General features: G+C 65.8%; 13 protein-coding genes. 7 read left to right on the top strand and 6 right to left on the bottom strand.

Annotation, left to right across the window (positions count from 1 at the left end):
* Positions 1-3: 3 nt before the first annotated feature.
* Together mfd and M0208_RS03110 are read right to left on the bottom strand one after the other, a co-directional pair.
* Positions 4-3,459: a transcription-repair coupling factor gene (mfd, locus tag M0208_RS03115; protein ID WP_258890274.1), complete on the bottom strand. Its 3,456-nt coding sequence runs from the start codon at positions 3,457-3,459 to the stop codon at positions 4-6.
* Positions 3,460-3,484: 25 nt separating this feature from the next.
* Positions 3,485-3,751, bottom strand: coding sequence for a succinate dehydrogenase assembly factor 2 (locus M0208_RS03110; RefSeq protein ID WP_258890273.1), 267 nt, complete (start codon positions 3,749-3,751; stop codon positions 3,485-3,487).
* A gap of 102 nt (positions 3,752-3,853) precedes the next feature.
* Between M0208_RS03110 and recG the strand changes: the two genes are divergently transcribed.
* Positions 3,854-5,905 (top strand): ATP-dependent DNA helicase RecG, encoded by a 2,052-nt coding sequence (gene recG, locus M0208_RS03105; RefSeq protein WP_258890272.1) that lies wholly within the window; start codon positions 3,854-3,856, stop codon positions 5,903-5,905.
* A gap of 38 nt (positions 5,906-5,943) precedes the next feature.
* Here recG and M0208_RS03100 read toward each other — a convergent pair whose 3' ends face one another.
* The 4 genes from M0208_RS03100 to serS all read right to left on the bottom strand — a co-directional run bounded on the left by M0208_RS03100 (position 5,944) and on the right by serS (position 10,125).
* Complete coding sequence (locus M0208_RS03100; protein ID WP_258890271.1) at positions 5,944-6,252, bottom strand: PilZ domain-containing protein; 309 nt, start codon at positions 6,250-6,252, stop codon at positions 5,944-5,946.
* Between the two features lie 84 nt (positions 6,253-6,336).
* Positions 6,337-7,569, bottom strand: coding sequence for a tyrosine--tRNA ligase (tyrS, locus tag M0208_RS03095; protein ID WP_258890270.1), 1,233 nt, complete (start codon positions 7,567-7,569; stop codon positions 6,337-6,339).
* Positions 7,570-7,722: 153 nt separating this feature from the next.
* Entirely contained in the window at positions 7,723-8,778 is a 1,056-nt protein-coding gene (locus M0208_RS03090) for a M23 family metallopeptidase (protein WP_258890269.1), read from the bottom strand.
* 69 nt (positions 8,779-8,847) lie between these two features.
* Complete coding sequence (gene serS, locus M0208_RS03085) at positions 8,848-10,125, bottom strand: serine--tRNA ligase (protein WP_258890268.1); 1,278 nt, start codon at positions 10,123-10,125, stop codon at positions 8,848-8,850.
* Between the two features lie 91 nt (positions 10,126-10,216).
* Between serS and M0208_RS03080 the strand changes: the two genes are divergently transcribed.
* The 6 genes from M0208_RS03080 to M0208_RS03055 all read left to right on the top strand — a co-directional run bounded on the left by M0208_RS03080 (position 10,217) and on the right by M0208_RS03055 (position 16,060).
* Positions 10,217-10,657: a host attachment family protein gene (locus tag M0208_RS03080; protein ID WP_258890267.1), complete on the top strand. Its 441-nt coding sequence runs from the start codon at positions 10,217-10,219 to the stop codon at positions 10,655-10,657.
* A gap of 66 nt (positions 10,658-10,723) precedes the next feature.
* Positions 10,724-11,029, top strand: coding sequence for a hypothetical protein (locus tag M0208_RS03075; RefSeq protein ID WP_258890266.1), 306 nt, complete (start codon positions 10,724-10,726; stop codon positions 11,027-11,029).
* A gap of 39 nt (positions 11,030-11,068) precedes the next feature.
* Positions 11,069-11,425: a hypothetical protein gene (locus tag M0208_RS03070; protein WP_258890265.1), complete on the top strand. Its 357-nt coding sequence runs from the start codon at positions 11,069-11,071 to the stop codon at positions 11,423-11,425.
* Positions 11,426-12,075: 650 nt separating this feature from the next.
* Positions 12,076-12,534 carry an RNA polymerase-binding protein DksA gene (gene dksA / locus M0208_RS03065; protein WP_258890264.1) on the top strand — a complete coding sequence of 153 codons (459 nt, stop codon included), beginning with the start codon at positions 12,076-12,078 and terminating at the stop codon, positions 12,532-12,534.
* A 52-nt stretch (positions 12,535-12,586) separates the two neighbouring features.
* A complete protein-coding gene (locus tag M0208_RS03060) occupies positions 12,587-12,931 on the top strand; it encodes a PilZ domain-containing protein (RefSeq protein ID WP_258890263.1) in 345 nt (114 codons plus the stop codon).
* A 372-nt stretch (positions 12,932-13,303) separates the two neighbouring features.
* Entirely contained in the window at positions 13,304-16,060 is a 2,757-nt protein-coding gene (locus tag M0208_RS03055; RefSeq protein WP_258890262.1) for a TonB-dependent receptor, read from the top strand.
* The last annotated feature ends 53 nt before the right edge of the window (positions 16,061-16,113 follow it).

Below are 16,113 nucleotides of genomic sequence, written 5' to 3'. Positions count from 1 at the left end.
GCGCTACCCCGCTGCCTTCGCCAAGCCCTTCGACAATTGCAGTGCGCCGTGCAGCCGCGCTGCGGGGTCTGGCCACACGCGGTTTAGGACCAGTTTGGAATCCGGACGCAGCTTCGCGATCCCGCCCAGCCGTTCGACATAGGCCAGCAGCCCCGGAACATTCGGCGGCTTGTCGTCGTGGAACGACACCAAGGCGCCTTTCGGCCCGACGTCGATCTTCGACACGCGGGCCTTCTTCGCGTTCAGCTTGATCTCGATGACCTTGATGAGATTGTCGGTCGCCTCCGGCAGCGGGCCGAAGCGGTCGATCATTTCCGCCGCGAAGGCCTCGATCTCGCGCACCGCGTCGAGGTCGTTCAGGCGGCGGTAGAGGCCCATGCGCAGGTCGAGATCGGGGACGTAATCGTCGGGGATCAGGATCGGCGCGTCGACGCTGATCTGGGGGCTGAAATCGCGCGGGCGTTGCGCCATGCCGCCGGCCTTGGCGTCCATGATCGCCTCCTCCAGCATCGCCTGATACAGTTCGTAGCCGACCTCGCGGATGTGCCCGGACTGTTCATCGCCCAGCAAATTGCCCGCACCGCGGATATCCAGATCGTGGCTGGCGAGCTGGAACCCCGCCCCCAGCGAATCGAGATCGGACAGCACCTTCAGCCGCTTTTCCGCAGCATCGGTCATCTGCCGTTCGGGCGGCGCGACCATATAGGCATAGGCGCGCGTCTTCGAGCGCCCGACGCGGCCGCGGAGCTGGTAGAGCTGTGCGAGGCCGAAGCGGTCGGCGCGGTTGACGATCAGCGTGTTGGCGGACGGAATGTCGATCCCGCTTTCGATGATCGAGGTCGAGATCAGCACCTCGAACTGCTTTTCGACGAAGGCGCTCATCCGTTCCTCGACCGCGGTCGGCGCCATCTGACCGTGCGCGATGACGTAGCGGATTTCGGGCACTTCCTTGCGCAGGAACTCCTCGATATCGGGCAGGTCGGCGATGCGCGGGGTGACGAAGAAGCTTTGCCCGCCGCGATAATGTTCGCGCAGCAACGCTTCGCGCAGCACGACCGGATCCCACGGCATGACATAGGTGCGCACCGCGAGACGATCGACCGGCGGGGTCTGGATGACGCTCAGTTCGCGCAGACCCGACATCGCCATCTGCAGCGTGCGCGGGATCGGGGTGGCGGTGAGGGTCAGCAGGTGGACCTCGGCCTTCAGCGCCTTCAGCCGTTCCTTATGCGTGACCCCGAACCGCTGTTCCTCATCGACGATCACGAGGCCGAGGCGCTTGAAGTCGACGTTCTTCGCCAGCAATGCGTGCGTGCCGATGACGATATCGATCTTGCCGTCGGTGAGACCGTCCTTGACCGTCTTCGCCTCCGCCGCGGGAACGAGCCGCGACAGACGGCCGATCTCGATCGGGAATCCGTCGAAACGCGTCGTGAAGTTCATATAGTGTTGCCGCGCGAGCAACGTCGTCGGGCACACGACCGCGACCTGCATTCCCGCCATCGCGGCGACGAACGCAGCGCGCAACGCGACCTCGGTCTTGCCGAAGCCGACGTCGCCGACGATCAGCCGGTCCATCGGGCGGCCCGCGCCGAGATCGCCGAGCACGTCGTCGATCGCGCGGTCCTGATCGTCGGTTTCCTCATAGGGAAAGCGATCGACGAAGCTGGGGTAGCCGCTCGAATCTGGTTCGGCGACCTCGCCCGGTCGCAGCGCGCGTTCGGCGGCGGTGGCGATCAGCGCGCCTGCGATCTCGCGGATGCGCTCCTTCATCTTCGACTTGCGGCGTTGCCATGCCTCGCCGCCGAGGCGATCGAGCGCCGCGCCGTCCTCGCCCGATCCATAGCGCGAGAGGACTTCGAGATTTTCGACCGGCACGTACAATTTGTCGCCGCCGGCATATTCCAGCGCGACGCAATCGTGCGGCGCACGCGCGACCGGGATCTGCGTCAGCCCGATATAGCGGCCGATACCGTGATCGACGTGGACGACGAGATCGCCGGGCGACAGCGTGGCGAGTTCGGCGAGAAACGCGTCGGCCGATTTCCGCCGTTTCGCGCGCCGGACGAGCCGGTCGCCCAGCATATCCTGTTCGGTCAGCACCGAGACGCCGGGCGCGGCGAAGCCGTGATCGAGCGGCAGGACGATCAGCGCAACCTGTGTTTCGCCGACGCCCAGCGCCTGCTGCCACGTCTCGACCGGCTTCGCGCCAGTCAGCCCGTGGTCGGTGAGCAATGCGCTCAACCGGTCGCGCGCGCCGATCGAATAACTGGCGAGAACGGGCTTCACCCCGTCCCTGCGCAGCTTCGCGATGTGTGCGACGACTGCCTCATAAACGTTTTCATGCGCCGCGCGCTCGGGTGCGAAATCGCGCGGGCCGTCGACCTGGAAGTCGAGCACCTTCGCCGATTCGGGTTCGTGGAACGGCGTCACCAGATGCGCGGTGGTTGTGATCAGCGCGGCCTGCCACTCGGCATCGTCGAGGTAGAGCGTCTTCGCGGGCAGCGCGCGATAGCTGCCGGGCTGCGCGGCCTCGGCGCGCTTGCGGTTCTCGTAATAGTCCGCGATCGATTCGAGTCGACTTTCCGCCGCCGCCGCAACGCCGTGATCGCGCACGATCATCGCATCGTCGCCGAGGTGCTCGAACAGCGTCGCCAGTTTGTCCTCGAACAGCGGCAGCCAGTGTTCCATCCCCGCGAGGCGACGGCCTTCGCTTACCGCCTGATACAGCGGGTCGCCGGTCGCGGTGGCGCCGAATTTCTCGCGATACCGGCTGCGGAACAGTTTGACCGATTCGTCGTCGAGCAGGGCTTCGGACGCTGGCAGCAGGGTGAAACCGTCGATACGCCCTGTGGTGCGCTGATCGGCAGGGTCGAAGGTGCGGACGCTTTCGATCTCATCGCCGAAGAAATCGAGCCGTAGCGCGTGGTCCTCGCCGCTGGGGAACAGATCGACGATGCCGCCGCGGACGGCATATTCGCCCTGGTCGTGGACGGTGTCGGTGCGAACGTAGCCGTTCGCTTGCAGCAACGCGGCCAGTTTATCGCGATCGATCCGCGCGCCGGGCTTCAGCGTCGCGACAAGCTGGCGGATGCGGAACGGCGTCAGCGTGCGCTGTGTCGCGGCGTTGGCGGTGGTCAGGACGAGTTGCGGCGCCTTGGGCGTCGCCTGAAGCCGGTGCAGCGCGCCGATCCGTTCGGCCATCACCCGCAACGTGGGGGAGGCGCGATCGTAGGGCAGGCAATCCCACGCCGGTATCTGCACCACCTCAAGCTCGGGCGCGAAGAACGGCGCGGTGGCGGCAATCGCGCGCATCGCATTTTCGTCCGGCGCGATAAACACCGCGCGCGTCTTCGCCGCGCGCGCGAGGTCGGCGAGCAGCGACGGCAGGAATCCACCCGGCACGCCCGACAGGGTCAGCGGCGCGCGGGCGGTCAGGATCGTCTTCAGGTCGGGCAAATCGAAATCCGAACGGGAGGAATGGTCAGCGGCTGACGGGCACGAATTTCAGCGTCCGCATCCGCTGCATCATCGCGCCGTCCCACTCGGGCGGGCAGGCGATCGATCCGATGGCCCAGCCCATGATGTCGACGTCCTGCTCTTCCAGCAAAGCCTCGAACCAGTCGAGCTGCTCGGTCGTCAGGTCTGCATGATGCGCGTCGAAGAAGCCCCCGATCATCAGGTCCGCCTCGCGCGTGCCACGGTGCCAGCTACGGAAGCGCAGGCGTTTCAGGCGGGTCTCGTGGTCCATGCGGCTCCTTGAGCAGACGCCCTCGCGGGCTTTGGCAAATGCAAAATACCCGGCGGGCGCTGGCGGCGCACGTCGGGGGCGGGTATCGCATGACAGATAGTCATGCGACCTGACATCCTCAATCCACTGTTCGCCGAAGTCACCGCGTTGAAGGGCGTGGGACCGGCGCTGGCCAAGCCGCTCGACCGGCTCGGGCTGGCGCGCGTCGTCGACGTGGCGTTTCACCTGCCGACCGGCTGGGTCGACCGGCTGCCGCGCGACGAACTCGATATGGCGGACGCGGGGCGGACGATCGCGATCACGCTGACGCCGCGCGATTACCGCGTGTCGAGCGGGCGCGGGCCGACGCGGGTTCATGCGGTGGACGCGCTGGGGAATTACGTCAGCCTGGTCTATTTCGGCGGATCGTCGGGCTGGGTGAAGAAACTGCTGCCGCTGGGCGAACCGAAACGCGTTTCGGGCAAGCTGGAGCAATATGGGCAGGAATTGCAGATCATCCACCCCGACCTGGGCGAACCGGGCGAGGAGTTTCGCGAGCGCGAGGCGATCTATCCATTGTCGGAAGGGGTCACGTCGCGGCGGATCGGCGCGCTGGTCGATCAGGCGCTGGAGCGGGCGCCCGACCTGCCCGAATGGATCGAGCCGAGCCTGAAGGCGCAGCGCGGCTGGCCCGCGTGGCGCGAGGCGCTGACGCGTATCCACGCCGATCCAGCGGATGCGAAGGCGCGCGAGCGGCTGGCCTATGACGAGGTGTTCGCGAACCAACTCGCGCTCGCGCTGGTGCGGCAGGACACGCGACGGCGGCGGGGCAGGGCGCTCGCCGGGGACGGGCGGCTGCGCGATGCGTTGCGATTGCCCTATGCGCTGACCGGGGCACAGGCGCGGACGGTGCGTGAGATCGAGGGCGATCTGGCGCAGGAATCGCCGATGCTGCGGCTGCTGCAGGGCGATGTCGGGTCGGGAAAGACACTGGTCGCGGCGATGGCGCTGCTGATCGCGGTGGAGGCGGGCGCGCAGGGCGCACTGCTCGCGCCGACCGAAATCCTCGCGCGGCAGCATTTCGATTCGCTCCAGCGGCTGATGGCGGGCGTGGGCGTGAACATCGCGGTGCTGACCGGACGCGACAAGGGACGCGCGCGCGAGGCGACGTTGATGGGGCTGGCGTCGGGCGCGATCGACATCTTGATCGGCACGCACGCGATCTTTCAGGAGGCGGTCGGCTACCGCGATCTCGCGCTGGTGGTGGTCGACGAACAGCATCGCTTCGGGGTGGCCGAGCGGATGATGCTGCAGGCGAAGGGCGCGCGCCCGCCGCACCTGCTGGCGATGACCGCGACGCCGATCCCGCGCACGCTGACGCTCGCGCACCACGGCGAGATGGACCAGAGCCGCCTCGACGAAATGCCGCCGGGGCGCGAGCCGATCGAAACCCGCGTCATCAGCGAGGAGCGAGTCGACGAGGTCGTCAACGCGCTCGGCCGCCATCTTGCGGAGGGTAAACAGGCCTATTGGGTATGTCCGCTGGTCGAGGAGAGCGAGAAGTCCGATCTCGCCGCGGCGGAGGCGCGCGCCGAGGCGCTGACGCAGCGGTTCGGGGATCGCGTCGGGCTGGTCCACGGGCGGATGCGCGGGCCGGAGAAGGATGCGGTGATGGCGGATTTCTCTGCCGCGCGCACCGGCGTGCTGGTCGCAACGACGGTGATCGAGGTGGGCGTCGACGTGCCCAATGCGACCTTGATCGTGATCGAGGCGGCGGATCGGTTTGGCCTTGCGCAATTGCACCAGTTGCGCGGTCGCGTCGGGCGGGGTGGCGGCAAGTCGGTATGCCTGTTGCTGCGCGGCAATGCGCTCAGCGAAACGTCGCGCGCGCGGTTGGCGCTGATGCGCGAAAGCAACGACGGTTTTCACATTGCCGAGGAGGATTTGCGGCTGCGCGGTGGGGGTGAATTGCTGGGAACACGGCAATCGGGGGAGGCGCTGTTCCGGCTCGCCACGCCCGAGATGTTGGGCGATCTGCTGCCTCCTGCGACCGACGATGCGCGGCTGCTGATCGACCGCGACGGCGGGCTTGAGGGGCCGCGCGGGGAGGCGGCGCGGGTGGCGCTGTATCTGTTCGATCGCGACGCGGGGGTAGCGTTGTTGCGATCGGGGTGACCAAAATTCCTCCCCGTGCCGGGGAGGAATGAGAGTGGCTATGCCATCGCACCCAGCACCTGATGATAACGGTTCGCCGGGATCGCTCGCTCCAGCTGGCACCCGATCCGGCCACCCAGCGACCAGCGGACCACTGCAGTGACGATCCCGATCGCGGGAAGCGCGACACTCAGCCGCTCGCCTTCGGGATAATCCTGATCGCAGCGCAGCATCATTCCGTGCGGCGATACGTTCACCACGGTCACCGACAAGTGCCGCCCGTCTGGACCGACCGCACGGGCACGGTGCATCACCTCATCGCGCGGTTCGCTGCGGTCGTGCCAGATAGTCGCCGCCGCTGTCGCCATCAAAATACCCCCGTAATCCCGACCTTCGGGTTAGCGCTGCGGCCGTGAAGCATGACGCAACGGAAAGGGTGAATCGCGCGCTAGCTATCCCGCGACAAGCAGGCCGTGGCGCTTCTTGCCCAGGCTGATCTTCACCGGACCGTCGCCGTCGAGCACGACCTCATACGCCGCGTCACGGATCGCGATGTCGTTCAGCCGCACCGCGCCCTCTGCGATTTTTCGGCGCGCCTCGCCATTGGACGCAGCGAATCCCAACGCGGTCAGCGCGACGACGATCGGAATCTGTCCGCCCTGCACGGTCAGGCTGGGGAGCGAATCGCCCGCCGATCCCTCCTCGAACGTGCGCCGCGCGGTCTCCGCCGCCTGCTGCGCCGCGTCGCGTCCGCGACACATGGCGGTCGCTTCGTTCGCCAGCACGATCTTGGCGGCGTTGATCTCCGCGCCTTCCAGCGCCTCCAGACGGGCGATCTCGGCCAGCGGCAGGTCAGTGAACAGGCGCAGGAATTTCCCCACGTCGCGGTCGTCGGTGTTGCGCCAGAATTGCCAGTAATCGAAATGCGGCAGCTGATCCTCATGCAGCCACACCGCGCCCGACATCGTCTTGCCCATCTTGCCGCCGTCCGCGGTGGTGATGAGCGGGGTGGTGATGCCGAATACTTCAACCCCGTCCATCCGGCGCGTCAGTTCGATGCCGTTGACGATATTGCCCCATTGATCCGATCCACCCATCTGCAGGCGGCAGGCGTGACGCGCGTTCAGCTCGCGGAAGTCATAGGCCTGCAGGATCATGTAGTTGAATTCGAGGAACGACAGCGATTGTTCGCGGTCCAGCCGCAGCTTCACGCTGTCGAAGCTGAGCATACGGTTGACCGAGAAATGTTGCCCGACCTCGCGCAGGAACGGGATGTACTCAAGCGCATCGAGCCATTGCGCGTTGTCGAGCATGATCGCATCGCTGGGGCCGTCTCCGAAGGTCAGGAAGCGTTCGAAGATGCGCTTGATCGAGGCGATGTTGGTCGCGATCGTGTCGTTGCTCGACAGTTTGCGGGCTTCATCCTTGAAGCTGGGGTCGCCGATCTTGCCCGTCCCGCCGCCCATCAGCACGATCGGCTTGTGTCCGGCCCGTTGGAGGCGGCGGAGCAGCATGATCTGGACCAGGCTGCCGACGTGGAGCGACGGCGCGGTGGGATCGAAACCGATGTAACCGGGGATGACCTGGCGCGACGCCAGCGCGTCGAGCGCCGCGGCGTCGGTGGTCTGGTGGATGTAGCCGCGCGAGGAGAGCGTGTTGAGGAGATCGGAGGCGAAATCAGTCATGGTGGGGCGATTAGCGCCGTCCACCACCTTCTACCACCCCGGCGAAAGCCGGGGCCCAGTTGCGGCGAAGGCAATTGGCTGGCGGCATCCGCAGTTACATGGCTCGTTGCAACTGGGCCCTGGCCTTCGCCGGGGTGGAGTTGTTGGTCGAGGTTACTTCGCGCCCAATTGCCCGACCGGATCGACCGGCGTCCGCCCGCGGCGCAGTTCGAAATGCACCTCGGGCCGGTCCGCGAAGCCCGTGTCGCCCGACAACGCGATCGTCTGGCCTTTCTTCACCGCTTGCCCGCGCTGGACGGTCAGTTTCGACGCGTGGCCGTACACGCTGGTCCAGCCGTCGCCGTGCTTGACGATCACCAGTCCGCCCAGCGCCGCGATGCCGTCGCCGACATAGGCGACGGTGCCGTCGGCGACGGCGCGGATCGGCGTGTCGATCGGCACCGCGATCTTGATCCCGTCGTTGCGCTCCCCGCTCGCGCCGGGACCGAAGCGCTTCACGATCTGGCCGTCGACCGGCCACAGGAAGCGGCCGGGCCGTCCGATCGGTTGCGTCACCGCCGCGGTCGTCGGCAGCACGCGGCGCGGGGTCGCGACGGGCGTTGCTGGGGCTTGGTTGACGGCGAGCGCGGGTTCGCCCCCGGTCAGGATGTCGTCCACGTCGAGCGTGAAGGCCGCGGCGCGTTCGGCCGCGCTGCGCACGCGGTCCGCGCCGGGGATCAGCACGCGCTGCCCGACGCGCAGGATGTACGGTTCCTCCAGCGCATTGGCGGACACGACGCGCGACCATTCCACCCCGTAGGCACGCGCGATCGCGATGCCGGTTTGACCCTGCCGGACAAGGTGATAGCGCCCGCCGGGGATCGTCAGCCGCTGACCGCTGCGGATCGTGAACGGCTGTTCGAGCGCATTGGCGCGCGCGATCGCCTCCGATCCCGCACCCGTCCGGTCCGCCACGGCGCGCAAGGTGTCGCCGGGGGCGACGGTATAAGTTTGCGCTTCGATATCGCGCGCGTCGGGCGTAACCGGCCGCGCCTCCCACGCCGGTCGCGGCGCGGGAAGTTGCGTCACGTCGTCGGCACGCTGACGTTCGTAATCCGCCGCGGGTTCGTCGGATGGTCCATAGACCGGCGCGGGCGGGGCGGGACGGTCGACCGAGGGAATGCACCCCGCGAGCAGCAGCGCCGCGGGCAGCACGATACGCAAACTCATTCCCGACCCCCGGTTATTATTCCCGCACCTTAGCCAACGGTTGCGGTCGAAGTCGAGGACGGCGCAGCGTTACCGCGGCTCCAGCCGGTTCAGCCCGCCCAGATACGGCTGCAGCACCTCGGGCACCGCGACCGATCCGTCCTCCTGCTGATAATTCTCGATGATCGCGACGATCATGCGGCCGACGACAAGGCCCGACCCGTTCAGCGTATGGACGAAGCGTGTCGCTTTTTCACCCTCCGGCCGATAGCGCGCGTTCATGCGGCGCGCCTGGAAATCGGTGCAGGTGGAACAGGACGAAATCTCGCGGTAGCGCGCCTGGCCGGGCAGCCAGACCTCCAGATCGTAGGTGCGCGCGGCGGTGAAGCCCATGTCGCCGGTGCACAGCTTCATGCGGCGGAACGGCAGGCCGAGCCGCGTCAGCACATCCTCCGCCGCCGCGGTCATGCGTTCGTGTTCGGCCTCCGACTGATCGGGTTCGACGATCGAGACCATCTCCGCCTTTTCGAACTGATGCTGGCGGATGAAGCCACGTGTGTCGCGCCCGGCCGCGCCCGCCTCGGACCGGAAACACGCGGTCAGCGCGGTGAAGCGCAACGGCAGGTCGGACGCGGCGAGAATCTTTTCGCGCACGATGTTGGTCAGGCTGACCTCGGCGGTGGGGATCAGCCAGCGGCCGTCGGTGGTCTGGAACAGATCCTCGGCGAATTTCGGCAGTTGTCCGGTGCCGAACATCGCCTCGTCGCGCACCAGCAGCGGCGGGACGACTTCCTCGTAGCCGTATTCGCGCGTCAACAAGTCGAGCCCGAATTGCCCGAGCGCGCGGCTGAGGCGCGCCATGTGCCCGCGTACGAGCGTGAAGCGCGCGCCCGAGATCGCAACGCCGGTCTCGAAATCGAGACCTAGCGCGGGGCCGATCGTGTCGTGCTCCTTCACGTCGAACGCGAACGTCGGGCGCTGTCCGCGTTCGTGGACGAGTTCGTTGTCGTCCTCGTCCGCGCCATCGGGCACGTCGGGCAGGGGTATATTGGGAAGCGAGGCTAGCAGGCCGTCGAGTTCCGCGCTAAGTCGTTCATCTTCTGCCGTCAGTTCGGGCAGCCGCTCCTTCAGGGTCGCGACTTCGGCCATCAGCGCGTTCGCGGTCGCTTCGTCCTTTGCAGCCTTCGCCGCACCGATCGCTTTCGACGCTTCGTTTCGGCGCGCCTGATCGGTCTGGAGTTGCGTCACGACTTCGCGGCGACGCTTGTCCAATTCGAGGATCATCGCGCTCTCGGCAGGATTGCCACGCTTCGCCATGCCGGCGTCGAAAGCTTGCGGATTCTCTCGGATCAGGCGGATGTCGTGCATCGCGCGGCTATGGCGAGCGCGTCGGAGGTAGGCAACCCGGCGGTGCGTGCGCGCGTTGACGGGTCAGGCATAACCATAAGGAGATACGCCCATGCAGCTTCCCTACAACTCCGTCGTCCTGGTCGCAGACGGACGAAAGATGCTGTTTCTCCGAAACGAGGGCGATGCGGTGCACCCGCATTTGACGGTCGAGCACGCGCGGGAACAGGACAATCCAGCAACGCGCGATCAGGCGACCGATTCGGCGGGCCGCGCCTCATCGCCGCAGGGGGCCGCGCAAAGCTCAGTCGAGCCGACCGACTTCCATCAACTGGAGGAGGATCGCTTCGCCGCCGAGGCCGCGGCGATGCTGAAGAAACGCGCGCTGTCGAACGATTACGAATCGCTCATCATCGTCGCCCCGCCGCGGACGCTGGGGGAACTGCGCAAACATTATCACAAAGAGGTGAGCGACCGGCTGAAGGGCGAGATCGACAAGGATCTGACCGGCCACCCGATCGCCGATATCGAAAAGGCGCTGATCGCGGCGTGATTTGTCGCGGTGCCAGCCCGCTCCCCCGCCCGCCTCTCATGTCAGTATATTTGATTGGGAGGCGGGGTGGGGAGCGGGCTGGCACCGCTTTATCGGCGTGATCCGATCAAACAAAAAGCAAACGACCCCCGCGCCGTTACGCGCGCGGGGGTCGTATCGCTGCCCGAAAAAAGGGTAAATCAGGCCGCGATAGCTGTTTTCTTCGTCAACCGCTTCCGAGCGACCAGCCCGGCCGCCGCGGCGCCGAACAGGATCAGCATCGGCGGGGCGGGCACAGGTGAGGGATTGCCGCTGCTGCTGCCCGAACTCGACGGCGGTTTCCCGCTCGACGTCCACCCGCTCGATCCCCAGCCCTTGGAGCTCGACCCATAGGACGAACTGCTGGTCGACGAAGAGGTCGAGGAGGACACGTTGCCGCTCGAACTGGACGAGGTGGAGGTTGAAGACGACACATTGCCGCTGGAGCTGGACGACACGTTGCCGCTGGACGACGACGTGCTGCTGACGTTCCCGCTCGACGATGTGCTGCTGACGCCGCCGGTCGAACTGGAAGTCGACGAGCCGCCGGTCGACGTGGACGAACCGCCCGATGACGTGGAGGTCGATCCGCCGCTGCTGCTCGACGTCGAGGAAATCAGGATCCCGCTGGAACCGCCGCCCGAACCGCCGCCGCTGCCGCCGAAGAACCCGCCGGCGAAGAAGCCGCCGCCGCCGCCGAAGCCGCCGCCGCCGATGGCCGGCGCGAACCCGCCGCCGCCGCCCGCATAGACCGGTGCCTCAGGCAGCGGCACGGGGATCGGCGCGGCCTGCGACGCGACGGTCACGACCGTGGGGGCGCACGTCGTCGTGGTCCGCATCACGCGCCGCACCTTGCCGCGCTTGGCATATGTGCGCTTCACGATACGCTTCGTGGCGACCTGCTTCTTGCTGTAGGCGGTCCGCGCTTTCGAGGTTTCGGCGACGTGCACAGCGCCACCGCCGACCAGCGCACCACCCGCGGCGCATGCACAAAGTTTCGCCATCGCCATCCGCACCGACATGATGTCACACCCCTTGATCGACGGGTTTCCACGCGCCGCTTGTGAACTTCAGCAGCTATCTCACCGCTATCCTTTAAAGTGCGAAACAAAGGATTAAGTGCAACGATATTAACCATCTTTGCTCCTTCATTTGCACGAAGGGGAGCAAGTGCTGCGCCAACATTATGGTTAACGTGCCAGCGTGGTACGGATTCAGGTTGAGGCGGACGCCGACGGACCACGCGATGTACCGCCATTTCGTTCACCTCCCGGCAATTCGTTTCGTGTCAGGGGGTTGTCGTCCGCCATCGCTTGTCGAGACCGCAACCTGAGACTATAGGCGCGGCCCAGGGGCGCACGGGGTGCTGAACGACATCCTGGCGCGGGCGGGAGACGGTCATGGCGACGGCGTACAATGTGCGAGATGAAGGTTCGGAACCGGAGGCGGCCAACGACGGCGGCGGCTATCGCCCGCACACCGACGAACCGTTCATGAATCCACGCCAGCAGGCGTATTTTCGCGACAAGCTGTATCAGTGGAAGGACGCGTTGCTGCGCGAATCGCAGGGCACGCTATCGCAACTGCAGGTCGATTCGCTGCGCGAGGCGGACCTGACCGATCGCGCATCCAGCGAGACCGACTGGTCGATCGAACTGCGTACGCGCGACCGGCAACGCAAGCTGGTCGGCAAGATCGACGCCGCGCTGCGCCGGATCGAGGATGGCGAATACGGTTATTGCGAAGTGACCGGGGAGCCGATCAGCCTGGCCCGACTGGAGGCGCGGCCGATCGCGACGATGACGGTTGAGGCGCAGGAGCGCCACGAACGCCACGAAAAGGTTTCGCGCGAGGAATGACCGGGGCATCGGTTGGTGATTCGTCAATGATTGGGCCGATATGATCTCGCGCATGGACCAGCCTGATCCCTGCGCATTGGCGAGCGCCGAATCGCCTGCCGGAAACAGCGGACGGCAGCGCGACAGCCTGTTCCTGCTTGCGCAATTGCATGTGGAGGGTCGCGCCGAACCGATCGCGGTGCGGGTGCGCAATCTGTCCGCCGGTGGCCTGATGGCGGAACTGCCGCATCCCGTCCCGACTGATCGTGCGATCGATATCGACGTGCGCGGGATCGGGCGGATCACCGGCCGCATCGCCTGGCAGACGGCGGGCCGAATCGGCGTCGCCTTCGATCAGCCGATCGATCCGCAACGCGCCCGCAAGCCGGTGAGCGGTACCGCGACCGCCAAACGATAAGGCCGCGCGCGGACGCTTTTCTCGCCGAATAGATGAGCGGCGGCGGGCGATCGATGCGATTCGCGCGCGTCTCACGGTGTATCCGTGACGGCCAGGGCGACGCCCGGCTTACGTCGTCTGCAAAGCCGACATTCCAATCGCCATTGAGCACGCCCCCGGCGACCCCACCCGCATATCTCACCGGGATAAAATCCCGCGAACCTGATCCCAAGCCGATCGCCGCGACGCCACCGATTGACGGTGCTTCAATTGTATTATAATTCACATAATCAAGTCGGGCCATAAGGGTTGGATCCGCGCGCCGGCATGATCGGCATGAAGGGGAGAGGGGCTATGGTTTCACAGTTCAACGCAGTCGCGCGAAATCGGCGTATGCATCTTTTGGCCGGCATCGGCGCCGCCGCGATCGTACAACTGCCGCTGGCCGCGCAGGCGCAGGTTGCGCCCAGCGATCCGGTCCCGACAACATCGCCAGCGCAGGATCCCGCTCTGGCCGGCGGTGAGAACGACATCGTCGTCACCGGCCTCCGCGCCAGTCTTCAGCGCGCGATCGACGTGAAGCGAAATGCCGACGTGATCGTCGATTCGATCGCGTCGGAGGATCTGGGCAAGTTCCCCGATTCCAACGTCGCCGAATCGCTCCAGCGCATCACCGGCGTGTCGATCGATCGTTCGGGCGGCGAAGGACAGTTCGTCACCGTCCGCGGCTTCGGTCCGTCGTTCAACACCGTGCTGGTCAACGGCCGGACGATCGCGACCGAAAATGCCGGGCGCGCGTTCAGCTTCGACCTGCTCGCCGCCGAGCTGATCTCGGGCGCCGACGTGTACAAGAGCAGCAACGCGGTCCTGCAAGACGGCGGGATCGGCTCGACCATCAACGTCAAGACCGCGCGGCCGTTTGACATTCCCGGCACTAAGATCGTGCTGTCGGCGAAGGCGAGCTACGAGGATATCGCGGACAAGTTCGCGGGCGAAGGGTTCGGCCTGATCAGCACAACGCTGGCCGACGGCCGACTGGGCCTGTTGCTGGCGGGCTCCTATCAGCGGCGCAAGGCGCAGGTGAACACCGTCGCGACCAACGGTTATTTCCGCACCAACCTTCCGCAGGCGGGGCTGACCAACGTCTATTTCCCGCAGAATCTGGACCAGATCGTCGACCGTCAAGATCGCGAACGCATCGGCATCAACGCAACCGCGCAGTTCCGCGCGACCGATACGCTGACGCTGTCGCTGGACGGGCTCTACAACAAGTTCACGGTCGAATCGAACGCCAGCAGTCTGGGCCATTTCTTCTCGCCCGGTGAAATCACGTCGGCGACGCTCGACGACAACCGCACCGTCACCAGCATGGCGCAAAGCATCAACGGCAAGACCGACTACATCAGCCGCACGTTCAACCGGCCGACCGAAGTCTATGGCGCCGGCCTGAACCTGGAATGGAAGCCGACCGACCTGATCACGGTTGTGTCCGATTCCAGCTATTCGAAGGCGGTGTCGAACAACGGCGGCAATGAAGTGTTCGCGGTCGTCGGATTCCCGAATCGCGTGACCTTTACGAACAACGGCGGCATTCCGTCGGTGGTCGGCCAGTCCAGTTTCACCGATAATGTGACCGGCCGTGCGCACTTCGCGACGCGCGAAGGCATCGACACGTCGGAGGAGCTGTACGAACAGCGGCTGGAGGCGACGTTCAAGACCAATGGTGGTTTCGTGAAGGACGTGAAGGTCGGCGGCTATTTCCTCGACCGGACCAAGGAAAACGCGCTGATCCGCAGCGAAAACAATGTCGGTTGCGCCTATTGCGGGTACGCGATTCCGGTTCCGAACGGACTGCTGCAAACGTTCAACGCCGGTAATTTCCTGAAGGGTGAGGGGGCGGACCTGCCGCGGCAGTGGCTGACGTTCGATAGCGAAGCCTATTTCAGCTTTCTGGAATCGACCGCCGCCGCCAATGCGCAGGACGCCGCGGTCGGCCGCCCGGTCGGCTCGCTCGCCGCCTTCCTCGCGGCGAACAATGGCTACGCGCCGATCCGCTATCCCGACAGCTTCCGCATCGGCGAGCGCATCGTCGCGGGCTATGCGCAGATCGATTTCGAAAGCGAACTTGGCGGCCTGCCGATTTCGGGCGGCGTGGGCGCGCGCTATGTCCATACCGACGTGACGTCGAACGGCTCGCAGCAGGTGCTGCTCGACCTGCGCCTGATCCCCAATGATCCGACCGCTTATACAGCGGTCTTCGCGCCGACCGCCGCGCCGGTTCAGCGCAAGACGAACTACACCGATTTCCTGCCGAGCGCGAACGTTCGGATGGATTTCACCGACCAGATCGTCGGGCGGCTCGCCGCATCGCGCACCGTCACGCGTCCCGACGTGACGTTGCTCGCCCCGCGCGTCAGCTTCACCAATTTGCGGCCAGGCAACCTTCAGGCCAGCGGCGGCAATCCCGAACTGAAACCGTACAAATCGACCAACTTCGACGGGTCGTTTGAATATTACTATCAGAAGGGCGGGTATTTCACGGTCGGCGCGTTCTATAAACGCGTGAACAACTTCATCGTCAGCCAGGTCGCGCCCGAGCCATTCGCGCTGGCCAACGCCGACAATATCTTCCCCGGCGGCATCGCGTCGGTCAACGTACGGCGGCCGCGCAACCTCGAGGCGGCGGACGTGTACGGCGTCGAGATCGGCTTCCAGCATACGTTCAACTATTTGCCTGCGCCGCTCGACGGTCTCGGCGTCACCGCCAACGCGACCTTCGTGAAGAGCAGTGCGGGCGTGGACACGTCGACCACCAGCCAGACCTTTGCGCTTGAAGGGCTGGGGAACAGCCAGAACGTCGTCCTGTTCTATGAGAAGGGTCCGATCCAGGCGCGCGTCGCGTACAATCATCGCAACGAATTCCTGCAGACGCTGGCCAACGGCACCGGCGGCGACCCGATCTTCGTCGAACCGCTGGGCCAGTTCGACGTGTCGGCACGCTATTCGATCAACGAAAACGTCGCGATCTTCGTCGAGGGCGTGAACATCACCAACGCGACCACCAAACGGCATGGCCGTTTCGACAATCAGTTCCTCGCAATCGTGGAAACCGGCGCGCGGTACAAGGCGGGCGTGCGCGTCGACTTCTGACGCGGGCGGCGAAACGACTTCCCCTGTGGGGCGCGGGCAATCCCCGCGCCCCT

The organism is Sphingomonas sp. SUN019, assembly GCF_024758705.1.
Classification (GTDB): Bacteria; Pseudomonadota; Alphaproteobacteria; order Sphingomonadales; family Sphingomonadaceae; genus Sphingomonas.
Note: the sequence above shows the minus strand (reverse complement) of the source record. Positions and strands in the feature narration are given on the sequence as shown.

Bases quoted from the DNA above. Each gene is read 5' to 3' on its own strand.
- M0208_RS03110 (WP_258890273.1), bottom strand. From the start codon at position 3,751: ATGGACCACGAGACCCGCCTGAAACGCCTGCGCTTCCGTAGCTGGCAC.
- recG (WP_258890272.1), top strand. From the start codon at position 3,854: ATGCGACCTGACATCCTCAATCCACTGTTCGCCGAAGTCACCGCGTTG.
- M0208_RS03100 (WP_258890271.1), bottom strand. From the start codon at position 6,252: ATGGCGACAGCGGCGGCGACTATCTGGCACGACCGCAGCGAACCGCGC.
- tyrS (WP_258890270.1), bottom strand. From the start codon at position 7,569: ATGACTGATTTCGCCTCCGATCTCCTCAACACGCTCTCCTCGCGCGGC.
- M0208_RS03090 (WP_258890269.1), bottom strand. From the start codon at position 8,778: ATGAGTTTGCGTATCGTGCTGCCCGCGGCGCTGCTGCTCGCGGGGTGC.
- serS (WP_258890268.1), bottom strand. From the start codon at position 10,125: ATGCACGACATCCGCCTGATCCGAGAGAATCCGCAAGCTTTCGACGCC.
- M0208_RS03080 (WP_258890267.1), top strand. From the start codon at position 10,217: ATGCAGCTTCCCTACAACTCCGTCGTCCTGGTCGCAGACGGACGAAAG.
- dksA (WP_258890264.1), top strand. From the start codon at position 12,076: ATGGCGACGGCGTACAATGTGCGAGATGAAGGTTCGGAACCGGAGGCG.
- M0208_RS03060 (WP_258890263.1), top strand. From the start codon at position 12,587: ATGGACCAGCCTGATCCCTGCGCATTGGCGAGCGCCGAATCGCCTGCC.
- M0208_RS03055 (WP_258890262.1), top strand. From the start codon at position 13,304: ATGCATCTTTTGGCCGGCATCGGCGCCGCCGCGATCGTACAACTGCCG.